Genomic DNA, 25,527 nt, shown 5'->3' with positions numbered 1-25,527 from the left:
ATCTAAAAATTGATGGTGCTTTTGTCAAGAATATTAGTCATAATTTGATTTCTCAAGCGCTCGTTGAAGGCTTTAATGGTATTGCCCATGCGATGAATCTTGAAACTATAGCTGAGTTTGTCGAAGACGAGACTATCTTAGAAAAATTGCGGGAGATGGGAGTAGATTATGCTCAGGGTTATGGGATCGCCCGCCCCGTCCCTATTAATTTTAATCCCTAGCCGATCGCACGCTTGCCAGCGAACCCATTACCTCACGCCTGCGCCCTGTCAGGAGGCCTCCGAGAGTCGATCGCCCGCTGCTACAAGGCTGGCTCAATTTACTGTGTCACATTTAGATCGAATGTGCTGTAATTGTAAAGGATTGAGTCTTGTATTAAAAATAGACCGGAAAATTTGCCATGAAAGCAGTTGCGTTCGATCGCTACGGTTCCGCCGAGGAATTGCAGTACCGAGAATTGTCCAAGCCTCACGCCAAATCCAACGAATTGTTAGTCAGAGTTCGCGCTAGCAGCGTCAATCCCGTAGACTGGAAAATCCGGCAAGGACACCTGCAACTATTGACAGGATTTAACTTTCCTCGAATCGTCGGTTCTGACATCTCGGGAGTTGTGGTAGAAGTCGGCCGGGAAGTTACCAACTTTCAACCGGGAGATGAAGTTTATACTTCCTTAAATCCCATAAGTGGCGGTGCTTGTGCCGAGTACGCTGTCGTCCCAGAATCGAGTGCGGCAATTAAACCTAAAAACATCACTCATGCAGAAGCAGCAGCAGTGCCGATTGCAGGTTTAACTGCTTTGCAAGCGATGAGGGATTTGGGTCAAATTCAAGCAGGAAATAAAGTATTAATTAACGGCGCTTCCGGCGGTGTAGGCACTTTTGCCGTGCAAGTTGCGAAAGCAATGAACGCGGAAGTAACAGGAGTTTGCAGCGCTAAAAATAGAGAATTTGTCAAGAGTTTGGGAGCTGATTTAGTCCTGGATTATGCAGAAATTGACTTTACTCAACAGCCCCAAAAATATGATATAATTTTGGATGCGGTGGGGACAAGAACATTTGCTGAATGCGAAAAGGTGCTGCAGCCGGAGGGAGTTTATATCTCGACTTTGCCGAGTGTCGAAAACCTCGCACCGATGTTAACGAGCTGGTTTGTATCGGGGAAGAAAGCTAAATTAATTGTAGCCAATGTCAACACCAGCGATTTAGGGCTTTTGCGGGAGTTAATAGAATCGGGTAAAGTTGAGCCGATTGTCGATCGCACTTACAGCCTACCAGAAGTAGCAGCCGCCCACGCTTACAGCGAAACCGGCCGCGCTGTGGGCAAAATTGCGATCGGCATTGAAGAAGTCATTAGTCATTAGTCATTAGTCAGTAGTCATTAGTTAGTTGTTGGTTGTTATTTGTTGGTTGTTATTTGTTGGTTATAATAACCAAGGTCAATGCTTTTGGGCCCCATTCCCGATTTCCGATTCCCCATTACCGATTACCAATTTCCGATTCCCGATTCCCCATTACCAATTCCCGATTCCTTATGACTTCTCCCTCAGACTTGGAGACATCCGAACAAGATTCCGACAACAACCTCGAACCAGTTAGCGCGGAAAATAGCATTGCACCAGTCGCCGATGATTTGATGGCTGTCAACAACTTAGAAGGTGCAGAAGTTAGCCCGGAAAATATTGCACCAGTCGCTGATGATTCTATGGGTGTGAGTAACCTAGAAGGTGCAGAACTTAACCCAGAAAATAGCATTTCAACAATCGTCGATGATTCTACGGGTGTCAGTAACTTAGAAGACGAAGAAGTTAGCGCGGAAAATAGCACTGCACCAGTCGCCGACGATTTCACGGATGTCAGCAACTTAGAAGACGAAGAAGTTAGCGGGGAAAATAGCATTGCACCAATCGCCGATGATTTCACGGATGTCAGCAACTTAGAAGCTGAAGAAATTATTTCGGAAAATAGCATTGCACAAATTGCAGACAGTTTTCTGGGTTCCCGCAACCTAGAAAACGAATATCTAGACGAACTTCCAGACGAAGTAGAGATGTCTTTGTTCGACCATTTAGAAGAATTGCGACAGCGACTTTTCTACTCGCTAATTGCAGTAGCAGTCGCTGTAGTTGGTTGCTTTTTCACCGTTAAGCCGATCGTACAATTGCTAGAAGTACCCGCCGGGCCCGTCAAGTTTCTGCAACTAGCTCCCGGCGAGTATTTCTTTGTTTCTATCGAAGTCGCCGGATACAGCGGTTTGCTGCTCGCCAGTCCGTTTATTTTTTACCAGATAGCGCTGTTTGTTCTCCCCGGCTTGACTCGCAAAGAGCGCAGGTTGCTCGGGCCAGTGTTTTTCGGTTCTAGTTTCCTATTTTTGGGCGGGTTAGTATTTGCTTACATCGCTTTGATTCCGGCGGCGCTGAACTTCTTTGTTACCTACGGGGCGGATGTTGTAGAGCAGTTGTGGTCGATCGACAAATACTTTAAATTTGTACTGCTGTTAATGTTCAGCACCGGTTTAGCTTTTCAAATCCCGATCGTCCAAGTATTGCTCGGCGTTTTGGGCATAGTTTCTTCCAACCAAATGCTCTCCGGCTGGCGTTATGTAGTGTTGGGAGCGGCAGTTTTGGGAGCGGTTTTAACGCCTTCTACTGACCCTTTAACGCAAAGTCTTTTAGGAGGTGCGGTGCTGAGCTTGTATTTTGGCGGGGTTGGTTTGGTGAAGCTTTTAGGGCGGTGAGAATTAGAAATAGCAAGCAATAGACAAGATTCCAAAAATAGTTGGGACGGGATCTCCGGCCCGTCCCACAACTTTTTATGCTAGGACGGACCGGAGATCCCGTCCCACGCTACTTCCTCAGTGAGAACCCATACCTTACGAGTAAATTTTTAAAGATTGTGTGAAGTCAAGTTCGATCGCCATTCCCGACAATTCATAAGTTAATACTATCAAAACTCGTCATCGAGACCTTATCTAAAAAGTTTTTATAAAAAAATGTAAATAAGTTAAATTTTTTAGCAACTTTAGGATAGAGGCAAAATTTAGCGCCTGCTGCGTAAGAACAAGATTTTCTGCTTTGCTCAACAAAACTTTATAATTCCGCCAAAAAATAGGAGAAGTGTTTATATAAATTTACATTTTAAAGAACTCAACAAGATTTAGCAGAAAATGTTGCCACAATCGCAGCCAGAGATAACATTGCAACAGAGAGTGAAATTACTCAGGGCAGTAATAATACTGCAAAGTTTTAAGCTCTCAAAACAGCAGCATGGCTCAGCCAAGTAGCTAGATTTTTGATGGAATTTTACTTGTTACTCAAATTAGGAAAATATTAAATTACTAATTTTGAGAACAAGTAATTTCATTTTAAATATTTCCAATTCCAGTATTGGCTTTTTGACTGTTTCAGTTACTCAATCCAACAGGAGATTAAATATATGCTTGGTACTTCAAACCCTGACTACTTATCCAGCCCTAATCCTTACACTATTAGCAACGACTTTTTTTCTGGCTTGGCTGGTGATGACACTCTCGATGGTGGCATTGGCAGTGATAGTCTCGATGGTGGAAGTGGGGATGACCTACTCTATGGTGGAAGGAAAGATTTTCCTTCCGATTTTAATACTCTGCTTGGTGGACTTGGCAATGACAGTCTCTATGGAGGCCGAGGTTATGACTTGCTCGACGGCGGAACAGGCAATGATTATCTGTTTGGTGACTACACTGGCGATTCAAATGATCCAAGCAGTAACGATGACACGCTCTACGGTGGAGAAGGAAATGACTTTCTTGATGGTGGGGGTCATAATGACATTCTATATGGCGGACTTGGCAACGATCAACTCAACGGCGGCTTCGAGAACGATTTGCTCAATGGCGACGATGGCGATGACACTCTGACTGATGGCAGTGGTTTCCTTGGTTATCGTAATAACCCAGCAAACAACGGCAACGACACTCTCAACGGCGGCAGGGATAATGACATTCTTGATGGTGGGGTTGGCAATGACTTGCTCAATGGAGGGGATGGCACCGACACAGTATCGTACATAAGTGCGAGAAGTGGTATCAATCTACAGTTGGCGCCTGTCGGCGACGGGTCTGGGTTAGGTCGGGCTCTCGATGGATTCGGCGGTAGAGAATTCACGGGGATGTCCACGATCGTAATAGAGAACGGTGTAGACTCACTCTCTGGCATTGAAGTCGTTATCGGTTCTAACTTCGACGACACCTTAGTTGGCGGGAGCGACAATGAAACGCTCAAGGGCGAAGGCGGTAATGACTCTTTGTCTGGTCGTGCGGGCAATGACTTGCTCAATGGCGGCGATGGCACCGACACAGTATCTTACAGCGATGCAGGAACTGGCGTCTATCTCCAGTTGGGGGCAGTCGGCGACGGGTCTGGTTTAGGTCGGGCTTCCGACGGGCAGGGCGGCATAGATTCGCTCTCGGGCATCGAAGTAGCGATCGGTTCTAGGTTTAACGATACTCTCCTTGGCGGAGACGGCAGCGAAACGTTGATTGGCGGGGCGGGCGACGACTTGTTGTTTGGCTTCGGAGGCGATGACTATCTGGTTGGTGGCAGGGGAGCGGACAAGTTTAGGCTTTGGAAGGGTTGGGGGACAGATACGATTGCTGACTTCAAACCAGGTGAAGATAAAATTCTGGTACGTTCTCGCGCTCCGTTTTCAGACATCACTTTTGGGTCGATTAATAATGATTTAGATACCGAGATTCGTCAGGTTGGAAGCCTTAACCCTATTATAGGAATTCTCAAGGGAGTTTCGAGTGCTTCTATCATTCCGGCCCGCGATTTCATTACTGGTTGATTGTATGGTCTGCGTCGATATGCGTTAATCTGCGGTGAGGAATTTAAAGTTATTCTGCCTCCTACTTTGACCAAATATTCCGCAGCTTAACAAAGCATAAAAATCGATCGACTCGCTGCCAAAAAATATAGAGGTGCGATCGCCCGCGCCTCTATAATTACTAAAAGTTAAAATTCTACACCAAAGTTTTGTCAAAACTTTGTCTACATTCGGAACTGTTCTACTTCAGGCGTGTAGCCGATCGGCAAAATGTAATCGAGATTCTCGTGGGGACGAGCAATGATGTGATACGATAGCAACTTTCCGCCATCGACCTTTTTAACTGATTCAATTCCAGCAGCAACGGCTGCTTGCACTTCAGAGATATCTCCTCGAACTATAATTGTCCAGTAAGCACGGGTTATTTTTTCATAGCGAACTAAAGTAACTCGGGCTGCTTTCACCATTGAGTCTGCAACTTCTACGGCAGCGGGAAATCCTAAGACTTCAACCATTCCAACTGCAACACCCATTACAACATTCTCCTAAATTTCACGGGATATCTGAAACTCATTGTAGGTGAAAGTGTTGACAGAAATTGGTGGTAATGATTTTGGTCAGCGTCGCCTGGACGATCGCCCAAATTTAAAATATCCCCAGAAGCTGTTGCGACATTTAAATCCCACAGCAGTCTTCGCGCCGGAAAGCCCGTCACACAAGAGTTTGAATCAAAAAAAACTGCAAAAATTAGCTGCTTGAGTGCTTAGTTTGTCACCGCCAGCAAGTCGGCTGACAAGTTCGCCTCACCATTTTTGGGACTTGGAACTCAAAAAATCCAGCCCCGCCCAGATACAAAACTTTACAAGCAGCGATGCCGGGGCGATCGACCACTCCTGACGAATGACCAATGACTGATGACGAATGACCAATGACTGATGACGAATGACCAATGACTGATGACGAATGACTCAAAACTCGTCAAGCAACCACTCCGAGGCTCTTTCGCCCAAATCGAGGGGAACGCTGACAGCTTTGCCCAAGCGGGGGCGATCGCGAGTAGTTACAATGTATTCTCTCACCTGTGCCGTGCTGCCCCAGCCGTTGAGGTAATTGGCCACCGCGTCCAAATGCTCGAAATAATCAGCCTCCGTCATCGGAAAAGACGCCTGTTCCAAATATTTCCACATCACCTGCACAAAAATCTTGCCCCGCGTCCGCCGCAATCTGATATCGTAAGACTTTCCCCATTTTTCTAGGAGTAGCTGGTGTAAATCCTTGCCCGTCATGGTTGCTCCTGAGTGAATCTGTTAAACAATAAAAGACAAAGTTCAAAAAATGTAATAATACTCTAATAAAGGCTGGAAGGCGCATTCTTAAAGGAATTTTCGCGGTCTCAAATTTGTGCTAGCAGATTAACGGCAATTATCCTCCTTCGTCTGCAGGTACAGGTTCTCTAACAGCTAGCAAACAAACGTAACTTAAAACCGTAAAGGCAGGTCATGGCTCAAACTTCTGCTGGAAATCCCGATGTCCCCGATATGGGGCGTCGCCAATTTATGAATTTGTTGACGTTCGGTACAGTCACAGGTGTGGCACTGGGCGCACTCTATCCCGTTGTCCAGTATTTTGTTCCTCCGTCGAGTGGGGCTGTTGGCGGCGGAGTCACAGCTAAAGATGCCTTGGGTAACGACATCATCGTTAGCCAATATTTGGCTTCGCATCCGGCGGGCGATCGCACCTTGGCCCAAGGTCTCAAAGGCGACCCCACTTATGTTGTGGTGGAAAAAGACCAATCTATCGCCGAATACGGCATCAATGCAGTCTGCACTCACTTGGGTTGCGTCGTGCCTTGGAATGCTAGCGAAAACAAGTTTATCTGTCCTTGCCACGGTTCTCAATACAACAATGAGGGCAAAGTGGTGCGCGGCCCCGCACCTTTGTCTCTGGCCCTGGCCCACGCCACTGTCGCAGATGACAAGATTGCTTTTACCCCTTGGAAAGAAACAGATTTCCGCACCGGCGAAGAACCTTGGTGGTCTTAAACGATTTTCGATTTTAGATTTTAGATTTTAGATTGGGGTCAGCGGTGAAAATCAAAGATAATTGCATCCCGAAAACAGTCTAATCATCCAAAATCCAAAATCCAAAATTCAAAATCTAAAATTCACGCATTGTCTGAACCTTTGAGATTGAATACTCTGATGCCACAAACTAATTTATCTGCGATATTTCGCCGCAGTGCCAGGACGATCGCCAAAACTGCCTTAATTGCGATCGCAGCCGCCGGATTTTTTCTGAGCAGCGACATCGCGCTTCCCCAAGCAGCATTTGCTTACCCTTTCTGGGCGCAGCAAACAGCACCCGCTACCCCCCGCGAAGCCACAGGCCGCATTGTCTGCGCTAACTGTCACCTCGGTGCCAAACCGACTGAAGTGGAAGTACCGCAATCTGTTTTGCCTGACACAGTTTTTGAAGCTGTGGTCAAAGTTCCCTACGATCAAAGCGTGCAGCAAGTTACCGGCGACGGTAGCAAAGGCGGCTTGAATGTAGGCGCAGTTGTGATGTTGCCCGAAGGTTTCAAGATTGCTCCGGCTGACAGAATTCCCGAAGAAATGAAGGAAAAAGTCGGCGATCTTTACTTCCAACCTTACAGCGAAACCCAAGAAAATATTGTGTTAGTGGGCCCGCTGCCTGGTGAACAGTACAAAGAATTGGTATTCCCAGTTTTGTCGCCAAATCCCGAAACTGACAAGTCCGTTCACTACGGCAAATACCTAATTTATGTCGGCGGCAACCGCGGTCGCGGTCAGGTTTATCCTACCGGCGCCAAGAGCAACAATACTGTTTATAATGCTTCGGTAGCTGGCACCATTTCTAAGATTGCCACACCTGAAGATGGCGGTTATGAAGTGACAATTCAACCGGCAGAAGGTGCAGCGGTTGTTGATACAATTCCCGCAGGCCCAGAACTGATTGTTACCGAAGGACAAACAGTTGCAGCCGGCGAACTGTTGACGAGCAATCCTAATGTGGGCGGCTTCGGTCAAAAAGACGTAGAAATTGTGCTGCAAAGTGCAGGTCGAGTTAAAGGATTGATGGCTTTCGTGGCTTTGACCATGCTGGCTCAAATCATGCTGGTTCTCAAGAAGAAACAGGTCGAAAAAGTTCAAGCTGCTGAAATGAATTTCTAAGCGCGGCTGCAATTAGTTGGGTAAGGTGCTCAGTTATCATTGTCAACAAATACGTCTTGTGTAGTGCCAGACTGCTGCCTTACTATTAGGCCTAGATCCCCCCTAACCCCCCTTCTTAAGGGGGGAACAAGAGTATTCTTAAAGTCCCCGGGAAGGGGGATGCGAGGGGGATCGAGACTTCGATAAAAACCTGAGATACAAAAGGTTTTAGGCAATTGTTGAGACTAATGGTGCTTTGTGCGTACCCAACTATTAGGTAAGTAGGGCGGGGAATACCCGCCTTATTCTTTGATAAATAATCAGTAAAATAATGTCAATTGATGAGAAGAAAGTTAAAGTAGGCGCGCTGGAATGGTTTTATCGGGAAGCAAATCCGGTAAACGAAAGTGATAAATCACCGGTGTTGCTGCTGCACGGTATACCGTCCCAAAGCTTTACCTGGACTGCGATTATGCCAGATTTGGCCGCCCAAGGATTTCGATCGCTCGCGCCGGATTGGGTGGGCTGCGGGCGATCGGCAAAACCAGACAAACGCGACTTTGCCTACACTCCCGATGCCTTTGTTGACGCCCTCGCAGGCTTTATTCAAGCCATAGAATTAGACCGATTTTCCCTGGTAGTCCAAGGATTTTTAGCATCAGCCGGCATTCAATACGCTTTGAGAAACCCCGATAAAATCGATCGTTTAGCAGTCATAAATACACCAGTTTCAGGAAATATAAGATTGCCTTGGAAAATGCAGCAGTTGGGACTGCCTTTTATTGGCGACATGATGACCCAAGACCCGCTTTTGGTGGACAGAACCCTCGAAGGCGGCAGCCGCAAAATCATATCAGACAAGGATTTAGATGTTTACCGCAGCCCGTTTTTGAAGAGTTCGGATGCGGGGCGATCGCTGATGAACACAATCCGCAACATTCAATTACCGCAGTCAATGGCAGAAATTGAATCCGGCTTGCAAGGATGGACTCGACCAACTTTATTAATGTGGGGTTTGACCGACCCTTGGCTGAGTGTTGAACCCGCTAAAAAATTAGTCGGTTCCATGAAAAATGCAGAGTTAGTCACTTTAGAAGAAGCGGGGCATTATCCCCAAGAACATTGGTCTGAAAAAGTTGGCGATGCTCTGATAACTTTTCTGCGCCGCCAGGAGGTAAAATAATATTTTGTACCTAACTCTCGGTCCCAAGTAGGAGCGGTGCCCCCGTGCCCGCCCGCAACGAGAAATCTAAAATCTAAAATCTAAAATCGCTATGACTCGTCCCCGTTCATTTTTGGCCTTGATGATGGCGTGTTTGATGGCATTTCTGGTTAGTTGCAGCAGTGTCGAAGCAAAAGTTCCAACGACTTACACAGCAGCCCAGATCCAGCAAATTCAGCGCTATGTTCCTACCCTGACAGAGTTCCGATCGCGCATGGACAACCTAGGAACCCTAATTCAGAAAAAAAATTGGGTTGATACCAGAACTTACATTCACGGGCCTCTCGGCGAATTGCGCAGCACCATGAAAACTGTGTCTGGCAGTTTGTTGCCGAAATCTCAACAACAAGCTGTTGATTTGACCAAGAGTTTGTTTGCTGATTTGGTAGACATTGACCTCGCTGCTAAAGCGACTGACTATGCGAAAGTCACGGCTAGTTATCAAAAAGCTGTGAATGATTTCGATACCTTCTTGCAGCTAATTCCTAAAGCCTAATCGCTTTAGTTTGTAGCGCAGATGCAGACGGCGGTTGAAACCAGGTTTACACAAACGAGGACGTAGGGTTGAAACCAGGTTTACACACACGAAGTCCACCTCCGCGGTGTAAAGAAAATAACGTAAAACGTAATTTTTACTGCCCGTTCTTCAACCCGCGGAGGCGGGTTTGGTTTGTATAGACGCGGTTTCTAACCGCCCGGTCTTCTTCAACTCTTCTAGGTTTGGTTTGTATAGACGCGGTTTCTAACCGCCCGGTCTTCTTCAACTCTTCTAGGTTTGGTTTGTAGAGAAGCGGTTTCAACCGCCCGGTCTTCTTCTATAAAATCTAAAATCTCAAATCTAAAATCTCAAATCGCATGGTTCGCGTTGCAATTATTGGTTGCGGTATTGTCGGGGCTTCGATCGCCTTTGAACTAAGTCAATTTCCCGAACTCAAAGTCACTGTGTTCGACAAACAGCCGCCGGCACAAGGTTCTACAGGTGCCGCCCTCGGTGTTTTGATGGGAGTTATCAGCCACAAAACTAAGGGCAGAAATTGGCAGTTAAGAGAAACCAGCCTTCAGCGCTACGAAACTTTGATTCCTGAATTGGAAGCAGTGACGGGGCGGAAAATTCCTTTTAACAAACAGGGAATTTTGATGCTGTGTTCGGAAGGAGAAGATTTAACTAAGTGGGAAAAGCTAGCAGCAACTCGCGAGTCTCAAGGTTGGAAATTGGAACTTTGGGATGTGGAACGAGTGCGCGAGTTTTGCCCTCATCTTGATTTAAAGAATAACATAATTGCTGGGATTTATTCGCCTCAAGACCGGCAAGTCGATCCGACGGCGCTAACTTTGGCTTTGGTGGATGCTGCTGAACGCAATGGCGTGATTTTTGAGTTTGGGGTGGAAGTTGCAGGGGCGGCGATTGCTGATAGTGTGGAGTTCGATCGACTAATTGTGTCGGCTGGTTTAGGTACTGCTGCTGTCGCTGCATCCTTAAATCAATTGGTGGACATTCGCCCGGTATTGGGACAAGCGCTGCATTTGCGGTTGAAAAATCCGTTGGGAAACCCAGATTTTGCGCCAGTAATTACCTGCGATGACGTTCACATTGTACCTTTGGCAAATCAAGAGTGTTGGATAGGGGCGACGGTGGAGTTTCCCGAAAATGGCGGGGAAATTGAGGCGAATGCTGATATGTTGGAGGAAGTGATGGCAAGGGCGAGATCGCTTTTTCCCGCCTTAGCAGAAGCTGAAATTCTCAGAAAATGGTCGGGATTGCGCCCGCGCCCCGAAGGACGGCCCGCCCCAATTATCGAAGCGCTTCCCGGTAACAGCCGCGTTCTCATCGCCAGCGGCCACTACCGCAACGGTGTGCTGCTGGCCCCTGCTACCGCGCGATCGATCCGAGAAGCAATTTTGCAATAATTTACAAATCTTAATACAATAAACACAGCCATTCATATCTTACATCAAAAAATGTCCGACAAACCTTTAGGAAAACCCCGCTCCTTGTGGCAAGTAATTTTGCTGTCGGGATTCAGCTTGCTGCTATATTACGGCTGGTACAAATGGATTATTCAAGAAGAATTGCGCCGCTATAACGGCAAGGGTTGGTCGGGGACACTTTGCTTGCTTCCCTTTGTTTTAGGAGTAGCCGTCCCCCAAGCTTTGCGGATATTCGACCCCGACGTTCCCGGATGGTTTGGTTGGTTTTCCTTCGTGGGAATTGCTTGGATTTACATCGTGCAGTTCAAACTTTACAACACAGTTAACGAATTGTACCGCCAAGAAGGAATGAAAGAACCGCTAACTGTTTGGTGGATTTTTGTACCAGGTTTAAATTTAATTGTCGGGTTGCGGCAAATTCATTTTCTCAGCCAGTTCTGGGCGAGAAAACAGGGCATTGAAGTTAAAGATAACTTAGCCGAAAGCCTTCCTTTTCTGTCAGCTAACGCTTAACCAAAAATTAATAGGGTGCGTCAGTCATCATAACTCGATTTGCCCAAAAATTACCCGACTGACGCACCCTACAAACTACAAACCTGTCAATCACCAGAACATATTCGGTAAATCCGCAAGAATCAGTTTGAGTTCCGGTTCATTAACCCGCTTAATTGCTTTCGGAATACTTACCCACTGCCGCTTTCTCTTGCTAGCTTCCGGCCAAATTTCCAGAACAGCTTGCACTTCCAGTAAAAATACTTCTACCTGACAAGTATAGCCGGACTTTTGATACTCGTAAGTTCCCAACAAATCCGGGAACACTTTACCCAACAAACCTGCTTCTTCCCAAGCTTCCTTGGCGGCGGAATCTTGGGGAGTCATGTCAGGTTCAATCAACCCTTTGGGAATCACCCACCGCTTACCAGTTGAAGAAGTAATCAGCATTACTTCAATTTGCCCGTCTTGAATGCGGTAGGGAATTACTCCCGATTGGTCTACAAATACAGCGGTTTGTATACTCATAATTTCTGCAATATTTCGGGGTGTAAAAGCTGCTGCAACTTGATTAATAGTTGGCAACTAAACAATAAAAACTGCACGGCTGATTCTAGATGATTCACCATTTGATACAACAAACTGGAGAATAGACATATTTCGCTTTCACGCTATGTTGAAAGTAGCAAATGTAGATGTACTGCGGCTGAAAAATAAGATTATTGTAATAATCGCGCGCCATCCTCTACCGACACGCAGATAAAAGCCGATCGCCAAAATCAGCCTCTATCAGCGCCGGTATGCGGTTTTACCAGAAAGAATGGGTTTAAAGCCTCTCCCTTGTAGGGAGAAATTAAAAGAAGACTATTCATTACTCCAATCCTCTTCTTTCCAGGTAGAGGTCGCCCTCAACTGTCAACTGTCAACTGTCAACTGTCAACTGAATCAAGCCTAATCTTTCTTCGCCTTAGCCTCCAAATTTTCCATCCGACTCTTCAAATCTTGATTTTCCTTCTTCACCTGGTCTAATTCCTCCCGCAACTGCTTCACCGCTGCATCAGAACCAGCATTTTTCTGCACTCTTTGAACAGCTTCATCAGCCATGCGGCGGACGCGGCCGTCAGGAGTTTGGTCAGCTAAAGAACGCAAAATGCGAATAGCTTTGCGAGTTTCCATTTGTCCTAAACCCACAACTACAGATACTTGAGTCAAGAAAAACGTCTCTTTAGAAAGTTCCGCCAATCGGTGCAAAATCCGTTCTAAATTGAGCTTAGTTTGACCTGTAGAAATTGTACCCAAAGAGCGAATTGCCGCCAACCGCAAAGCTTGCGGAGTACCGGCGGCTGTGTATTTCAAAATCAGGTTCAGCGCATCTTCCGAAGTTTTCATTTGCGCCAAACCGGAGATCGCACCCGATCGCACAACCTCATTCCAGCCCTGACGCTCTTTCAAAACCAATTTTAACTCTTTCAGTACCTGTTCGTCCGTGGGCTTTTCGTCGGGATTCGCCCCTGCGATCGCACCCATAGCACTCGCTGCGGCCGCTTCTACATAATAGCTGTCATCGCCTTTTTCAACGATCGACCTCAGCGCTTTATAAGTTTCGTGAGTCTTGATTTTACCCAGCGCATTCACCACCGCGCGGCGCACCCTAGCATCTTTATCCTTCAAACCAATTACTAAACCATCAAAAGCTTGGTCTAGTTTAATATCAACTAACTGACCCGCAACTTCCGCCCGCACAGCCCAAAACGGCTCTTTCTTGAGAACTTCTGACAGGGCTTTCACAGCTTCCAATCCTCCCTTTTTCGCCAAAGCTTGGGCAGCGTAAATCCGGGAAACAGGGTCGGGGTCGAACTGCAACTGAGCTTTTAGTTCGGCAACTCCATACTCTAAAACAACTGTTTTTAAGTAGTTATTTCCGACATCAAAACTGATAAATGCGGGCTTCTCTGCTAGCGGAAAATAGAAACTTTGCTCGCGTTCGTAGACTCGGACTGTGAAACTTTTTAGGTTAGAAGAACTTCGATCGTCTGCATCTTTTTCAGGCTTGTAACCGAAGCCGATCGGAATTTTTAGGTCAAAGACATCTTTGCTGTTGCCGTTTCCGTTGCCATTTTTGCCGTCTTTTACCTGAGTTTGGGTAACAGTAACTTTTGCTAATTTGCTATCGCCGTCCCAGGAATAAGCAACTTTGTAATCTGGATGACCGCCGCGATAAACGTACTGGTCAAACAAAAACATTAGATTGCGGCCGGTCGCTTTTTCGATCGCCCTTAGCAAATCGATCGTTTCTACAGTTTGGTGAGCGTTATCGCGCACAAAAGTGTGAATTGCTTTGTAAAATAATTCGTCACCCAACTCAGCGCGAATCATGTGATAGACGCAAGCGCCTTTTTCGTACAAATGGCGATCGTACAATTCAATAGCTTCGCGGTAAACGTGAGTCACCATCGGGCGGCGGTAGCGAGAACTGTCTTCGGCTAAATAATTGCGGGCTTCACCTAACATATAATAAGCCGCGTCTTCTTTGCCGTATTCTTTGTCAGTCCACAGCACCTCAGAATAAGAAGCCATGCCTTCTTTGATCCAAGCATGAGACCAATGTTTAATTACTACTAAATCGCCGAACCATTGGTGAGCCAATTCGTGGGCGACCAAGCTTTCCGTACCGCGATTGTCGAGGCTGGCGCGTTCGTCTAGCAAGCACCTATCTGTTAGCAAAGTTGTCGATGTATTTTCCATGCCGCCGAAGATGAAATCATCGACGCAGACTTGAGCGTATTTAGGAAAAGGGTAAGGATAGCCAAATGCTTTAGAAAAAAATTCAATCATTTGAGGCGTTTTTCCCATGCTGCGCTTAGCGTCAGATTCCCGGCTTCTTTCGACATAATAATTAACAGGTTTGCCGTTCCATTCGTCTTTGATTTCAGCAAAATCTCCGACGGCTAAGGTCATTAAATATGTCGGGTGAACTTGGGTTTGCGACCAGTGATAAATCTTATCGTCGCCGTCGGTTCTGGTGCTAACTAATTCGCCGTTGGAAATAGCAAAAAATTGTCGGGGAACTTGCACTCTAATTTCGGAAGTTGCCAACTGTCCGGGATAGTCGAAACAGGGAAACCAGAAGCGGGAATCTTCGTCTTCGCCTTGAGTCCAAACTTGTGTTGGTTTGTCGGGATAGTGTTTGTCCGGGCCGACGAAATAGAGGCCGCGCTGGGGTTTTTCGACCGAGTATTCGATCGCAATTGTAATCGGTTCGCAAGCTGCTGTTGGTTCGTGCAGTTGAATTTGCAGCACTTCGCCGTCGCTGTCGAAATTTTGCTCGGTTTCGCCGACTTTTACCGATTTAATGTTGAGGTTTACCGCATCTAAGGTTAATTTGTCAATACCGCTGCGGACTGGATTGATGCGGATGCTGCAAGTGCCGCGAAAGCTTTGTTTGGGAATATCCAGCACTAAATCGAGGAAAATATGCTCTACTTGTCCGGGGCGATCGGGGTTGTAGTGGGGTCTAGCACCGGGCATCTCGAAGGATTTGTGACCGTTTTCAGAATCAAAGTAAGTGTGTGACATTGTGATGGCTTCGTTGTGAGTCGATCGGCGATCGCAGGCAACAGCGAGGAAAGCTGAACTGCCAGCTTAATTACAGAGTAGCGCGTCCTAGTTGCTGTTGTCGCTAATCTTGTTAAAAATTCAGGCGATCGTTGCCGGGATGGAAAAAATGATTTTTTCGCTACAATATCAGCAAGGCTAATGTCTGCAATCATCAGCCTGCCATTGAAATTGAGAGGGCAATCTGCATGACAGCTACACTATCAGTTCCCAGTGCGATCGAATCTTGGCTTGGCGACGAAGCCGAAGACTTGCTCACCCATCAAGCGAAAATTTCTAAAGATTTGTTGCACCTGCCGGGCCCGGATTGGGTCGATCGCATTTTTGCTCAAACCGATCGATCTCCTCAAGTTTTGCGATCGCTTCAGCAACTCTATTCTAGCGGGCGCTTGGCAAATACCGGCTATTTATCCATCCTGCCAGTAGACCAAGGAATCGAACACTCAGCGGCCGCTTCTTTTGCACCGAATCCCATCTATTTTGACAGCGAAAACATCATCAGACTAGCAATCTCTGCGGGCTGCAACGCTGTCGCGACAACTCTCGGAGTGTTAGGAAGCGTATCTCGCAAGTACGCGCACAAAATCCCTTTCATTCTCAAGCTCAATCACAACGAACTGCTGACTTATCCCAATCAATACGACCAAATAATGTTTGCTACTGTCGAGCAAGCTTGGAATTTGGGAGCCGTTGCAGTCGGAGCAACAATTTATTTTGGTTCCCCAGAATCGACGCGACAAATCCAAGAAGTCAGTCAAGCTTTTGCACACGCTCACGAGTACGGAATGGCAACAATTTTGTGGTGCTACCTCCGCAACGATATCTTCAAACAAGACAAAGATTACCACCTGGCCGCCGATTTGACTGGTCAAGCAAATCACTTGGGAGTGACAATTCAAGCTGACATCATCAAGCAGAAATTGCCCGAATTTAACAACGGCTACGCAGCAGTTGCGAAAGCCAGCGGCAAGAGTTACGGCAAAACCGACAAGCGCGTTTATTCGGATTTGACAACGGATCACCCGATCGATCTAACCCGCTATCAAGTGCTCAACTGTTATGCGGGAAGGATGGGTTTAATTAACTCCGGCGGTGCTTCTGGAAAAACCGATTTTGCCGAAGCAATTCGCACGGCGGTAATCAACAAACGCGCTGGGGGCTGCGGCTTAATTTCCGGTCGCAAAACTTTTCAGCGTCCGTTTGAAGAAGGTGTAAAATTGTTCAACGCCATTCAAGACGTTTATTTATCGCCAGAAATCACGATCGCCTAACAATTCACAGTAAGCTGTTGCGAATTTTAATCGCATATTAGGGGTGGTGCTGCGAAGCCCACCCCAAAAGAGCATCTTACCCGATCGATATTCATTAATATAAGTTGCAACTTAGCTGTAATATTAATAGTAGCTGAACACATATACCGACACAGTATATAATTTTTAAATGCCCCACAGCCTCGTTTTAAACCTGCTACCAGTTGCACCAATCCCATCCCAATTTTTAACGGGACGGCACCTCCACGCTTTATTTCTCAACCTTGTGAGTGCGGTAGACAGCGATTTGAGCGCGTACCTGCACGACCAATCTAATGAAAAAGCTTTTACTTTAAGCCCTTTCCAACTAAGCAAAAAAGAGGTTTACAAAAGCAGCACGCCGCAGCCACAAAAGAGAGTTTTGCCTCCGGCGGGGCGCACTATTTCCCAGGCTGTCCAGTGGGAACAAAAACAAGCTATTCGGGAAAATACGCCGATTTGGTGGCGAATTTCTCTGCTGGATGACGGTTTGTTCGATCGCCTAACTCAACTTTGGCAGCAACTCAACTTCGAGATCCCTTGGCATCTGGGCCCGACAAATATATACATTACCAATATTTTGAGCGAACCGCAATCAAACCAGCCTTGGGTAAACTTCTGTACTTACGCCGAATTGTTCGATCGCGCTTCGGAAACTGAGCGCCAAATTGCGTTTACCTTCTGCACTCCTACTAATTTTCGGCAAGGCGTGTACGATAGTGCGATGCCAAGTAGAGAAAGTGTTTTTGGCAGTTTAGCGAATCGCTGGAACAAGTACAGCAGGATTGCGATCGAACCTACTTTCACAGAAGCTATTTTCCCCAGTTTCTTCGATATCCGCACAGAAGTTTGTACGGATTCTCGCAGTAAATTTATTGGCTGCGTCGGCGATCTTAGTTACCGAATCATGGGAGATGTAGCTCCTGCTACTATCAAGCAAATTAACGCTTTAGCAGATTTTGCACTTTACAGCGGAGTGGGGCGCAAGACGCCGATGGGAATGGGAATGACGCGCAGGTTGCAGAATTTTTAATCATTCACTTTTGGGCTTAATTTCACTGACGATTTCATAAACATCAGTGTCGGGAATTTTGGCAAACAAAGGCGTCATCTGCTTCAATATTTGCTGATAAGCTTCGCTTTGATTTGCGGCCATCTCTTCTACGCTTTCCCAAAAAATGATGGCAATACCTTTGTCTGTATTGGGCAATTGCAGCAGGTATGCTCCCTTAAAACCTGTGGCATAAGTTGCCACGGCTTTTTCAAAAAGTTCTTCTGCTTCTTTGAATTTTCCTGGTTTAAATTCGCCAATGGCAACGTAGGCAAACTGATGTCTGAGAAAGTCTAAAAATTCTGACATAGGTCTCTCCTGACTTAATCGCGATACACTGAGCTGTATTTTACCCGATCGCCCGAAATTTGTGAACTTCGCAGTTTGTAGCTTCGCGCTCAGCAAAGCGCCGGATTTATGAGATATTGCACCTAGCTGCGATCGCACTTTACCCGTAAAAACACGTAAAAAGCGGTTTTTTGCAATAACCCTATTGAATATTTTAAATTTTAAGTTGAAAATCCTAACATACAAATACAAACAAAGTAAAGAGCCTGGTCAAGCCCATGAAAAAAATATTAGTAATTGAAGACAATAACTTAATCCGAGAAACCGTATTAGAACTTCTGGCAGCGCACGGTTTTGAAGTTGTCGGCGCCGCAAACGGACAAGTCGGTATCCAGTTAGCGATCGCCCTAATTCCCGATTTAATCTTGTCTGATGTGATGATGCCCCAAGTCAACGGTTTTGAAGTTTTCGCGGCTTTGCGATCGTACCCTGCAACCGCCAGCATTCCGTTTATTTTCATGACAGCCTCCGAAATGGAAAGAGCCCTGGAACTCAAAGCAGACGGCTATCTCCAGAAACCTTGCAGCGTCACAGAAATCCTCCGGGCGATCGAAACTCAACTAGAAAAACCGACATTTACCAACCCAAAATATCAAAAAGTACAGGACAATTCTGGGCCATCAAATCTTAGCTTGCGCGCCAGGAATCAAAAATCTCGGTTTGAGATTGCCTCGATTTGCTGGCAATGACGCCCACAGTAACGTTATTGATACAGAAGTTGAGGGAATTTCAAATTGGTTCCAGCCAGGGGTGGCTTAGACTGGGTATGTTGAATTTGGTAAAAAGTCATGAACGCACAACCCAAAGGCCGCCTAGTTTGGAATCACTCTACCCACCTCCCCGGTTTGATACCAATTTTAGAGCGCCTCACCCTAAAAATGGGCATTCAAACCGTTACGCCAGGGGTCATCAACAAAGTTAAAGGACACATCCCCCGCATGACATTAAGAGTGTCAGTACCCATCCGGGGGGGATTTAAAATCATCGCCAGACAGGGCAAAACCGTACAAGAAGTCTTTATATTAACCACTCTCAGTCAAGGGGACTTGGAAGAGACGATCGCCCAAACCCTAGCCAAGTGACAATATTTTCTTAGCAAGCAAAGCCCGAGCCCTAACTGAAGTAGTTTCATCGCTTTGGGTGATTTCCTCAAGTCTGGCCGAAACTTCCGCTAACCAATCCGGTTTAACAGTCGCAGCACCCGCCAAAGCTTGCAAACCCCCCGCTGCTGCGTAGCGAACCACCCATTCTGGATCTCGGGACGCTTGCAGCAGCGTTTTCACCGCGCGAAGTTGAGCATCTGCAATTTGTTCTGCCGGCATCAGTTCCCAGCAAATCGTCCCCAAACCCCTAGCCGCCGCCCGCCGCACGCTCAAAGCAAAGTCATTCGCCGCTGCATCGAGCAAAATCTCCAAACCCCTGGGGTCGCCAATTCCCGCCAAAGCCCGAACAGCCCAAGCTCTCGCCCCGTAATTGTAGCCGTCAAGCTGTTCTAGAAGCGGCAGCACCGCAGGTTCTCCGAGTTGAATTAGCCCGTCAACGGCGGCAACCGCAGCGCCTGGGTTGTTGTAACCGAGGACTGTGATTAAGGTAGGAATTGCTTGTTTTGAGGAAGCCGCCGCCAGTGCTTTGACTGTGTTTAACAAGCCCTCGGAAGAATCTGCTTGTTCGACCGCCTGAATTAGTTCTAATGCCATTTACTTATAGTATTTACAACAGGTTTACAAACGATTTGAGATTTTAGATTGCTAATTTTAACAATATTTCCTATGAACCTAAAATCCCTTGAAGTTGCGCTATCATCTCGGTGCGAGAACAAACATTCAGCTTGCAGAACATCCGTTTGAGAGCTTGCTTGACTGAATTTTGCGTAATCCACAGCGCTGCACCAATCTCAGCATTCGTTAGTCCTTGTGCTACCAGTTCAGCAATTTGTACCTCTCGCGGTGTCAAACGACTCGCTAACGGCGAAATGAATCTTGCCTCCGGCACCTGTAACTTTGCCAGACGGGCTGACAAGTGAAGACATAGCGCGCTCAAGCGAGCAACTTCCTCACCACCAAATGCAGGTGTATCACCGACGCGGGCTAAATTAACTGTACCAACAAGACGGCCGTCGCCTACAATTGGCCCAGTTATTATGTGTTCGCGGTCGTAGTAGGCGCAACAGCGCTGATAAAGTTCGCACTGCTTCCAACCTCCCAGAGGTAGCACCATTTCTTCGTGAGCGGGAGCATGGCAGTCAAGCACGTAGCGCAACACCGGATCGACGGCTCGACCAACTTTTTCGTAGCGCTCTACAAAAGCACTAACATTGGGTACGCCGCGAACATCAATCTCGGCAATGCCGGAGTGTTCGCCAAAGAAATAGATTCCCCAGCGCTGTACTCCAAAATGCTCGCCAACTCCATCCATAAACCGCACTCGAAGTTCGCGCTCGTCGCGATCGCCTGGCGATCGCGTCAAATAGGGCATAAAGAGAATTAGTCATTGATGGGTTCAAAGTGTACTCACTTGGGGACTATGCAATTTTGAGATTACCAAAAATTTGGGTTTAAAGCCCCGTCGTTCTACGACGGCTTTAATTGATCCTTGATGTATTGCTTCAAGATTTCAATCGGCGCGCCTCCAACCGAAACAGCGAAATAGCTCGGACTCCACAAAGCGTCTTTTCCGTAGGGCTTCGGGTATCCAGCTTGCCCGTATCGGCGACTGGATACCCGCAATGAGTGCATTAACCATTTGAGAAACAGATAGCTTTGGAGGGAATTCAATTAAAACGTGAATGTGGTCTGTTTCCCCGTTAAATTCTAATACCTGAAAGTCCATTTTGGTCGCGACTTCCTGAAAAGATTTTTCAATTAAATCAAGACTTTGGGCGCAAAGATCGTGCCTGCGGTATTTGGTCACACAAACCAAATGAATCTTGAGATCCGAAACACTGTGCCTTTCTCTCCGAAATTTAGTTGCCACGCTTTGCATATCTGTGTTAGAGTGTACAGACCAAGTTTAACACTGACTATGAAAGCTAGGTATAAGTATCGCTTCTATCCAACAGACCAACAGCAGCGGGGATTAGCCCAGTTGTTTGGTTGCGTCCGAGTAGTGTGGAATGACGCCCTAGCAAAGTCAGTCAGTGGCAAGTATTCGGGCTATGACGATTCGTGCAAGTCTCTCACAATTCTTAAAAAGAACGAGAAATTGTCGTGGTTGAATGATGTGTCTTCCGTTGCTTTGCAGCAATCTCTAAAACATTTAGATGTTGCCTACCAAAACTATTTTGGTACTCTCAAAGGCAAGCGCAAAGGGAGAAAAATAGGAAGACCTAAATTAAAGAAAAAGACTTCGAGGCAATCTGCAACCCTGACCAAAGCAGGGTTTTCTTTAAAAGGGGATGAAGTTTATTTGGCTAAAATCGGGAAGGTCAAACCGATTTGGAGCCGAGAACTGCCATCAAAACCCAGCTCGGTAACGGTAATTAAAGATTGTGCCAATCGCTATTTCCTAAGCTTTGTAGTTGAGATAAATCCGGTTAGTGTACCTGCTAAAAACGAGTCTATCGGCATCGATTTGGGCATCAAAACTTTTGCTGCACTCAGTGACGGGACACAAGTAAAAAGCCCGGACTATTCCCTACCAGACCGCAAAATTAGGAAGTTGCAGCGCAAGTTAAGCCTACAGCAGAAAGACTCTAAGCGACGCAACAAAACGAGAATTCGCATTGCCAAACAACACAACACAATCGCAGACAAGCGCACCGATTTTCTACAGAAACTCTCAACCAAAATTGTTAGCGAGAACCAAGCTGTAATTTTGGAAGACCTAAATGTGTCGGGCTTGATGAAAAACCGCAAATTAGCAAGAGCAATTAGCCTGCAAGGATGGTATGAATTTCGCACTCTAATTGAAGCTAAATGCGACAAATACGGGCGTGATTTTCGGGTGATTGATAGGTGGGAACCTACGAGTCAAATATGTTCGGAGTGCGGGTTTAGGTGGGGCAAATTAGATCTCAACATTAGAGAGGTGATTTGCCTCAATTGCGGGACACACCACGATAGAGACACGAACGCATCTAAAAACATATTAAAAGTCGGGATGGGACATCGCCACGACTGTAAACGGACACGGAGAGAAGGTAAGACTACTTGTAGCGCATCTCAATGAAGTGTCAAGAATCCCCGTCCGTTCTACGGCGGGGAGTATGTCAATTCCTACCATAATCTCTAGCAAAGGTTCAAATAATTTGAAAAATGACAACTCAAGCAAAATATTACATTGGTCTGGTGATTTTTCCTGGGATGACGCAGCTCGATATGACTGGCCCTTACCAAGTATTTTCGATGATGCCGGACACTCGTGTTCTGCTGTTGTGGAAGACTCTCGAACCAGTGACGAGTAGCGAGGGGATGACGATTTTACCTACCGCCACCTTCAATGACAGTCCGTCTTTAGATGTTTTGTGCGTTCCCGGTGGCGCGCTCGGGCAGGTGGAAATGATGCAGGATGCGGAGGTACTGGAATTTCTGCGCCAACAGGGAAAAACAGCAAAATATATCACCTCGGTTTGTACGGGTTCTTTGATTTTAGCTGCTGCTGGACTCCTTCAAGGATACCGCGCTGCTTGCCATTGGGCATTTCGCGACCAGTTAGCAATGCTGGGCGTTGAAGTTGGGACTCAAAGAGTGGTTGTCGATCGCGATCGAATTACAGGCGGCGGAGTAACTGCTGGTATCGATTTTGGATTGGTGCTTGTTGCGAAGCTCTGCGGCGAGGAAACAGCCAAAATGATTCAATTACTTCTAGAGTACAATCCCGCACCGCCTTTTAATGCTGGTTCTCCCGAAAGTGCTGGAGAGATTTTAGTTGAGCAAGTGCAGAAATTTGGGAGCCAGCTAATAGAAGCATCGCTAGAGGCAACGAAGCAAACAGCACTCGGATTAGGTATTAATCGTTAAGTTAATAGTTCCCGGCGCTATTTACAAAAGGCTATCCATTAAATTCATAACTTGGATAGCTTCATCTGACAAAGATAGAGATGCTTGTTGATTGAGGTGATGCTCCAAAACTCCTTTCAGAGCAATCAATTTCATGCTATTTTCTGCTAAAGTTTCAGAAATAGCTGGCGCTGCCGGCAAATAGCCGATCGCCCCCAAGTCCATCAAAGCCGATCGCCTCAACTGCAAATTATCCCCATTCAAAGCTGTCACCAACCTTTCCCCGTAAACCTGCTCGCCAGTTAACTGATACATCGCCCGCGCCGCAGCGTACTGCACCCGCTCCACAGAATGTTCTAAAAAAGGTGAAATTAGGGGTATTGCTTCTGTGGCTTTCAGCGTTCCCAAAGCTTCAATTACCGAGTCGTAAGGTTGCACGAGGTGCGATTTTCCTGGGACTCGCACAGCCACAGCTACCCCCCCATCCAATAGCTTCATTAGCGGCCCAATAGAATCGATCTCGCCCAGCATTTCTAGAGCTTGGGCCGCCGCTTCCCGCACGTAATAATCGGCGCATTCCAAACAGCGAATCAGGGCCGGCAAGGCTTGTTTGTCGCCCAATTTACCCAGGGCCCGCGCCGCATTTCGCAATAGGGAATAGTCGCCGATTTTTGTTTGTTCTGATTCTTCTTGCAATGCGGCAATTAAAGCTGCAATAGCTGCTGGTTCCTTGACTCTAAATCTACCAATCCACCAAGCAGCATAATAGCGGAGACTGTAATCTTGGGAGTGCAAATTGGCGATCGCCTGTTCAACTGTTAAAGACTCGCCCTCAGCTACACCAGGCGGCGGTGAGTCGGATTCGTAATAATTCATAGTCATAATTCATAGTGATTAGGGAACTCGGCGATTGAAATCGCTGCTATACAAACGAAACCCACTCCAAGCGGGTTGGGGAAACCGGGATCTTGAAATCGCTGCTAGACAAACAAAACCCGCTCCAAGCGGGTTAAATTAACTCTTACTCTTAGTCGGCGTCCGGCGGACATTGTTTGTTTGGCGTGCGATTTCAAGATCCCTTTCGACCAAACTATTAGTTATCATCCGAGGATTCATGGGACGATTCAGGTGATGATTCTGCGATCGCACTTAAAGCCTGAATGTTCACAATTCTCCCGCCCATGCGAGTAATCCGCTGCATTTCTTGATTCATCCGATTGTACGGCACGGTGATAAATGTACTCGCGCTCGATCGAATCGAATAATCGATATTTTCTGTATCATCGCTTTGGCGCAAGCCCACCACTTCATAACGAAAACAGCGACCGGCGGAAGCTGTATTGCCACTTTTTCCAGCTACAATTTGACCCAACATAAGCTTCTTGGTAATTGCTAATTGGTTAGCAGTCAGTAGTCCTTAGTCCTGAGTCCTTAGTCCTTAGTCCTTAGTCCTTAGTCCTTAGCCTTTAGTTCAGAATTTATGCACAACCTAATTCTGTAGAGTGCTTATGGGCGCACCTTACGCAGAACCTAACTAGCCAAGGGCCATTAATCCCTAGCAATTTCACTAATGACTAATGACTGATGACTCATGACTGCTGACTAATGACTCAGGACTAAGGACTAACAACTCACAACTAAATTGGAGTAATGCTGGCGATTTTCGCGCCCATGCGTTGAAATTTCTGCATTTGCGAGGACAACTCCTCAACAGGTACGATGAAAGCCTTGCTGCTGCGGCGCACGCTGGGATAGCCGCCCGTGCGAATGCCCGAAACTTCCACGCGCACCAACCGCCCTTCTTTGCCGTAAGCTGCCGCGCCGCCGAAAGTGCTGGCGGGAGTTACGTTTCTGGCAGAAGGCCGATATGCCCAACCTTCGTTACCGCCAGAAGGCCCAACTACAGCCGTAGCGGTGTTAGTGCCGAGTTCGACAGCTAAGCGAGAGTTATTGCCTTCTAGTTGAGATGTATCGCTGTTTGCATAGCCGCGATACAGGCGAAACATCCGGGTAAAACCAACGGTTTTTTGACCGCGCTGGGTGTTAAAGCCGCGGTAGTAAGGCACGATACTGTCGCCGAAGTTTTCTTGATACTCTACTGAATCGATGTAAGAATCAATATCAGCGTCGTAGCCTTGTGTTTGGTACAAATCTAAGTGATAAACTACTTCAGATTCGTCGTAGGGAGCGCGACCGAGCAAGTGTTTGTAGTTTAGTTCGATCGTCCGAGTTTGGAAACTGTTGTAGAAAAACTTGGTTTTGTACAGTTCTGACTTAGCTACAGCGCGTACAAATTCTCGTACCGTCAAGCTACCGTCCCGCAGCAAAGACTCGGAACTTGTAAGTCGCTCGGATTTCATTAAATAGTCGTTGCCCAGCACCTGACGGTAAACCGCACGAATCACAGTTTCAACGTCGTCTTTGGTGTAGTTCGGGCGCAATTCTACCGTCGGCGCATCGCTCAATGCGGATGTTCCCAGTCTGGACGCTGCTGTTGTAATTGCCACCAGATTTTCTCCTAAATTAATAACAAAAGTTTAAAGCTTTGTTGCACTTGAGATTTTTACGACTAAGGCTAATATGTCTCAAACTAGGGCGCGCACTGCGCACCTGCTCAAAGTAGGGTGCGCACTGCGCACCTTACCTATACACATAAAATTGAAGAATTTTTT

General features: G+C 46.7%; 27 protein-coding genes and 2 pseudogenes. 18 read left to right on the top strand and 11 right to left on the bottom strand.

Annotation, left to right across the window (positions count from 1 at the left end; genetic code table 11):
- The 5 genes and pseudogenes from QUB63_RS25710 to QUB63_RS25690 all read left to right on the top strand — a co-directional run.
- The coding region (locus QUB63_RS25710; protein WP_332948183.1) for an EAL domain-containing protein at nt 1-221 on the top strand (221 nt) is incomplete at its 5' end.
- A gap of 179 nt (nt 222-400) precedes the next feature.
- On the top strand, nt 401-1,360 hold the full coding sequence (locus QUB63_RS25705) for an NAD(P)-dependent alcohol dehydrogenase (protein WP_332948182.1): 960 nt from the start codon (nt 401-403) through the stop codon (nt 1,358-1,360).
- A gap of 605 nt (nt 1,361-1,965) precedes the next feature.
- Nucleotides 1,966-2,733, top strand: a complete 768-nt coding sequence (gene tatC, locus QUB63_RS25700) for a twin-arginine translocase subunit TatC (protein ID WP_332948189.1) — start codon at nt 1,966-1,968, stop codon at nt 2,731-2,733.
- 698 nt (nt 2,734-3,431) lie between these two features.
- Nucleotides 3,432-3,857: pseudogene (locus tag QUB63_RS25695) on the top strand (calcium-binding protein); the annotation flags it as partial.
- Nucleotides 3,858-3,860: 3 nt separating this feature from the next.
- The gene (locus QUB63_RS25690; protein WP_332948180.1) at nt 3,861-4,823 is read left to right on the top strand and encodes a calcium-binding protein; all 963 of its coding nucleotides are present in this window, start codon (nt 3,861-3,863) and stop codon (nt 4,821-4,823) included.
- Between the two features lie 203 nt (nt 4,824-5,026).
- On the opposite strand, the gene QUB63_RS25685 is transcribed toward QUB63_RS25690, so the two are convergent.
- The gene (locus tag QUB63_RS25685) at nt 5,027-5,335 is read right to left on the bottom strand and encodes a carbon dioxide-concentrating mechanism protein CcmK (RefSeq protein ID WP_106149684.1); all 309 of its coding nucleotides are present in this window, start codon (nt 5,333-5,335) and stop codon (nt 5,027-5,029) included.
- 46 nt (nt 5,336-5,381) lie between these two features.
- Here QUB63_RS25685 and QUB63_RS25680 point away from each other — a divergent pair, with 46 nt between their 5' ends.
- Nucleotides 5,382-5,561, top strand: a complete 180-nt coding sequence (locus QUB63_RS25680; RefSeq protein ID WP_332948179.1) for a hypothetical protein — start codon at nt 5,382-5,384, stop codon at nt 5,559-5,561.
- Between the two features lie 209 nt (nt 5,562-5,770).
- On the opposite strand, the gene QUB63_RS25675 is transcribed toward QUB63_RS25680, so the two are convergent.
- On the bottom strand, nt 5,771-6,088 hold the full coding sequence (locus tag QUB63_RS25675; RefSeq protein WP_190740162.1) for a DUF3067 family protein: 318 nt from the start codon (nt 6,086-6,088) through the stop codon (nt 5,771-5,773).
- A 213-nt stretch (nt 6,089-6,301) separates the two neighbouring features.
- Here QUB63_RS25675 and petC point away from each other — a divergent pair, with 213 nt between their 5' ends.
- From petC to QUB63_RS25645, 6 genes are all read left to right on the top strand, one after another.
- The gene (gene petC, locus QUB63_RS25670) at nt 6,302-6,844 is read left to right on the top strand and encodes a cytochrome b6-f complex iron-sulfur subunit (RefSeq protein WP_332948178.1); all 543 of its coding nucleotides are present in this window, start codon (nt 6,302-6,304) and stop codon (nt 6,842-6,844) included.
- Nucleotides 6,845-7,003: 159 nt separating this feature from the next.
- Entirely contained in the window at nt 7,004-7,993 is a 990-nt protein-coding gene (petA, locus tag QUB63_RS25665; RefSeq protein ID WP_332948177.1) for a cytochrome f, read from the top strand.
- 310 nt (nt 7,994-8,303) lie between these two features.
- Nucleotides 8,304-9,155 carry an alpha/beta fold hydrolase gene (locus tag QUB63_RS25660; RefSeq protein WP_332948176.1) on the top strand — a complete coding sequence of 284 codons (852 nt, stop codon included), beginning with the start codon at nt 8,304-8,306 and terminating at the stop codon, nt 9,153-9,155.
- Nucleotides 9,156-9,246: 91 nt separating this feature from the next.
- Nucleotides 9,247-9,690, top strand: a complete 444-nt coding sequence (gene psbQ / locus QUB63_RS25655; RefSeq protein WP_332948174.1) for a photosystem II protein PsbQ — start codon at nt 9,247-9,249, stop codon at nt 9,688-9,690.
- A 359-nt stretch (nt 9,691-10,049) separates the two neighbouring features.
- A complete protein-coding gene (locus QUB63_RS25650; RefSeq protein ID WP_332948173.1) occupies nt 10,050-11,102 on the top strand; it encodes an NAD(P)/FAD-dependent oxidoreductase in 1,053 nt (350 codons plus the stop codon).
- 51 nt (nt 11,103-11,153) lie between these two features.
- Nucleotides 11,154-11,636: a hypothetical protein gene (locus QUB63_RS25645; protein WP_332948172.1), complete on the top strand. Its 483-nt coding sequence runs from the start codon at nt 11,154-11,156 to the stop codon at nt 11,634-11,636.
- A 90-nt stretch (nt 11,637-11,726) separates the two neighbouring features.
- Here the strand turns inward: QUB63_RS25645 and QUB63_RS25640 are convergent, their stop codons facing one another.
- Both QUB63_RS25640 and QUB63_RS25635 read right to left on the bottom strand, forming a co-directional pair.
- Nucleotides 11,727-12,143, bottom strand: coding sequence for an NUDIX hydrolase (locus tag QUB63_RS25640; protein ID WP_332948171.1), 417 nt, complete (start codon nt 12,141-12,143; stop codon nt 11,727-11,729).
- A 423-nt stretch (nt 12,144-12,566) separates the two neighbouring features.
- Nucleotides 12,567-15,191, bottom strand: a complete 2,625-nt coding sequence (locus tag QUB63_RS25635) for a M1 family metallopeptidase (protein WP_332948170.1) — start codon at nt 15,189-15,191, stop codon at nt 12,567-12,569.
- A 227-nt stretch (nt 15,192-15,418) separates the two neighbouring features.
- On the opposite strand from QUB63_RS25635, the gene QUB63_RS25630 reads away from it, so the two are divergent.
- Both QUB63_RS25630 and cas6 read left to right on the top strand, forming a co-directional pair.
- Nucleotides 15,419-16,501 carry a class I fructose-bisphosphate aldolase gene (locus QUB63_RS25630; RefSeq protein ID WP_332948168.1) on the top strand — a complete coding sequence of 361 codons (1,083 nt, stop codon included), beginning with the start codon at nt 15,419-15,421 and terminating at the stop codon, nt 16,499-16,501.
- Between the two features lie 169 nt (nt 16,502-16,670).
- Nucleotides 16,671-17,552 (top strand): CRISPR-associated endoribonuclease Cas6, encoded by an 882-nt coding sequence (gene cas6, locus QUB63_RS25625; protein WP_332948167.1) that lies wholly within the window; start codon nt 16,671-16,673, stop codon nt 17,550-17,552.
- On the opposite strand, the gene QUB63_RS25620 is transcribed toward cas6, so the two are convergent.
- Entirely contained in the window at nt 17,553-17,879 is a 327-nt protein-coding gene (locus QUB63_RS25620) for an antibiotic biosynthesis monooxygenase (RefSeq protein ID WP_332948165.1), read from the bottom strand. It abuts the gene before it with no gap.
- A 257-nt stretch (nt 17,880-18,136) separates the two neighbouring features.
- On the opposite strand from QUB63_RS25620, the gene QUB63_RS25615 reads away from it, so the two are divergent.
- On the top strand, nt 18,137-18,607 hold the full coding sequence (locus QUB63_RS25615) for a response regulator (protein WP_332948163.1): 471 nt from the start codon (nt 18,137-18,139) through the stop codon (nt 18,605-18,607).
- Between the two features lie 99 nt (nt 18,608-18,706).
- Complete coding sequence (locus QUB63_RS25610; RefSeq protein WP_015175787.1) at nt 18,707-19,000, top strand: DUF2103 domain-containing protein; 294 nt, start codon at nt 18,707-18,709, stop codon at nt 18,998-19,000.
- On the opposite strand, the gene QUB63_RS25605 is transcribed toward QUB63_RS25610, so the two are convergent.
- The 3 genes and pseudogenes from QUB63_RS25605 to tnpA form a co-directional block, all read right to left on the bottom strand.
- Complete coding sequence (locus QUB63_RS25605) at nt 18,989-19,615, bottom strand: HEAT repeat domain-containing protein (RefSeq protein ID WP_332948161.1); 627 nt, start codon at nt 19,613-19,615, stop codon at nt 18,989-18,991. The genes QUB63_RS25610 and QUB63_RS25605 overlap by 12 nt on opposite strands.
- A 70-nt stretch (nt 19,616-19,685) precedes the next feature.
- The gene (locus tag QUB63_RS25600; RefSeq protein ID WP_332948159.1) at nt 19,686-20,393 is read right to left on the bottom strand and encodes a helix-turn-helix transcriptional regulator; all 708 of its coding nucleotides are present in this window, start codon (nt 20,391-20,393) and stop codon (nt 19,686-19,688) included.
- A gap of 95 nt (nt 20,394-20,488) precedes the next feature.
- A pseudogene (gene tnpA / locus QUB63_RS25595) lies at nt 20,489-20,891 on the bottom strand (IS200/IS605 family transposase).
- 48 nt (nt 20,892-20,939) lie between these two features.
- On the opposite strand from tnpA, the gene QUB63_RS25590 reads away from it, so the two are divergent.
- Together QUB63_RS25590 and QUB63_RS25585 are read left to right on the top strand one after the other, a co-directional pair.
- A complete protein-coding gene (locus QUB63_RS25590; RefSeq protein ID WP_332948157.1) occupies nt 20,940-22,085 on the top strand; it encodes an RNA-guided endonuclease InsQ/TnpB family protein in 1,146 nt (381 codons plus the stop codon).
- 86 nt (nt 22,086-22,171) lie between these two features.
- Nucleotides 22,172-22,876 carry a DJ-1/PfpI family protein gene (locus QUB63_RS25585; RefSeq protein WP_332948155.1) on the top strand — a complete coding sequence of 235 codons (705 nt, stop codon included), beginning with the start codon at nt 22,172-22,174 and terminating at the stop codon, nt 22,874-22,876.
- Nucleotides 22,877-22,897: 21 nt separating this feature from the next.
- Here QUB63_RS25585 and QUB63_RS25580 read toward each other — a convergent pair whose 3' ends face one another.
- The 3 genes from QUB63_RS25580 to QUB63_RS25570 all read right to left on the bottom strand — a co-directional run bounded on the left by QUB63_RS25580 (nt 22,898) and on the right by QUB63_RS25570 (nt 25,362).
- Nucleotides 22,898-23,737 carry a HEAT repeat domain-containing protein gene (locus tag QUB63_RS25580; RefSeq protein WP_332948153.1) on the bottom strand — a complete coding sequence of 280 codons (840 nt, stop codon included), beginning with the start codon at nt 23,735-23,737 and terminating at the stop codon, nt 22,898-22,900.
- 211 nt (nt 23,738-23,948) lie between these two features.
- Entirely contained in the window at nt 23,949-24,230 is a 282-nt protein-coding gene (locus QUB63_RS25575) for a phycobilisome linker polypeptide (protein WP_332948151.1), read from the bottom strand.
- A 262-nt stretch (nt 24,231-24,492) separates the two neighbouring features.
- Nucleotides 24,493-25,362: a phycobilisome linker polypeptide gene (locus tag QUB63_RS25570; RefSeq protein WP_332948149.1), complete on the bottom strand. Its 870-nt coding sequence runs from the start codon at nt 25,360-25,362 to the stop codon at nt 24,493-24,495.
- Between the last annotated feature and the right edge of the window lie 165 nt (nt 25,363-25,527).

Source organism: Microcoleus sp. ARI1-B5, from assembly GCF_036705795.1.
Classification (GTDB): Bacteria; Cyanobacteriota; Cyanobacteriia; order Cyanobacteriales; family Microcoleaceae; genus Microcoleus.
This window is presented reverse-complemented; position numbering and strand designations above follow the sequence as displayed.

Coding starts and splice junctions, on each gene's coding strand:
- QUB63_RS25615 (WP_332948163.1), top strand. CDS start 18,137: ATGAAAAAAATATTAGTAATTGAAGACAATAACTTAATCCGAGAAACC.
- cas6 (WP_332948167.1), top strand. CDS start 16,671: ATGCCCCACAGCCTCGTTTTAAACCTGCTACCAGTTGCACCAATCCCA.
- psbQ (WP_332948174.1), top strand. CDS start 9,247: ATGACTCGTCCCCGTTCATTTTTGGCCTTGATGATGGCGTGTTTGATG.
- QUB63_RS25575 (WP_332948151.1), bottom strand. CDS start 24,230: ATGTTGGGTCAAATTGTAGCTGGAAAAAGTGGCAATACAGCTTCCGCC.
- QUB63_RS25645 (WP_332948172.1), top strand. CDS start 11,154: ATGTCCGACAAACCTTTAGGAAAACCCCGCTCCTTGTGGCAAGTAATT.
- QUB63_RS25650 (WP_332948173.1), top strand. CDS start 10,050: ATGGTTCGCGTTGCAATTATTGGTTGCGGTATTGTCGGGGCTTCGATC.
- petA (WP_332948177.1), top strand. CDS start 7,004: ATGCCACAAACTAATTTATCTGCGATATTTCGCCGCAGTGCCAGGACG.
- QUB63_RS25640 (WP_332948171.1), bottom strand. CDS start 12,143: ATGAGTATACAAACCGCTGTATTTGTAGACCAATCGGGAGTAATTCCC.
- QUB63_RS25705 (WP_332948182.1), top strand. CDS start 401: ATGAAAGCAGTTGCGTTCGATCGCTACGGTTCCGCCGAGGAATTGCAG.
- QUB63_RS25600 (WP_332948159.1), bottom strand. CDS start 20,393: ATGCCCTATTTGACGCGATCGCCAGGCGATCGCGACGAGCGCGAACTT.
- QUB63_RS25620 (WP_332948165.1), bottom strand. CDS start 17,879: ATGTCAGAATTTTTAGACTTTCTCAGACATCAGTTTGCCTACGTTGCC.
- QUB63_RS25660 (WP_332948176.1), top strand. CDS start 8,304: ATGTCAATTGATGAGAAGAAAGTTAAAGTAGGCGCGCTGGAATGGTTT.
- QUB63_RS25605 (WP_332948161.1), bottom strand. CDS start 19,615: ATGGCATTAGAACTAATTCAGGCGGTCGAACAAGCAGATTCTTCCGAG.
- QUB63_RS25685 (WP_106149684.1), bottom strand. CDS start 5,335: ATGGGTGTTGCAGTTGGAATGGTTGAAGTCTTAGGATTTCCCGCTGCC.
- QUB63_RS25610 (WP_015175787.1), top strand. CDS start 18,707: ATGAACGCACAACCCAAAGGCCGCCTAGTTTGGAATCACTCTACCCAC.
- petC (WP_332948178.1), top strand. CDS start 6,302: ATGGCTCAAACTTCTGCTGGAAATCCCGATGTCCCCGATATGGGGCGT.
- QUB63_RS25590 (WP_332948157.1), top strand. CDS start 20,940: ATGAAAGCTAGGTATAAGTATCGCTTCTATCCAACAGACCAACAGCAG.
- QUB63_RS25630 (WP_332948168.1), top strand. CDS start 15,419: ATGACAGCTACACTATCAGTTCCCAGTGCGATCGAATCTTGGCTTGGC.
- QUB63_RS25580 (WP_332948153.1), bottom strand. CDS start 23,737: ATGACTATGAATTATTACGAATCCGACTCACCGCCGCCTGGTGTAGCT.
- QUB63_RS25585 (WP_332948155.1), top strand. CDS start 22,172: ATGACAACTCAAGCAAAATATTACATTGGTCTGGTGATTTTTCCTGGG.
- QUB63_RS25635 (WP_332948170.1), bottom strand. CDS start 15,191: ATGTCACACACTTACTTTGATTCTGAAAACGGTCACAAATCCTTCGAG.
- QUB63_RS25675 (WP_190740162.1), bottom strand. CDS start 6,088: ATGACGGGCAAGGATTTACACCAGCTACTCCTAGAAAAATGGGGAAAG.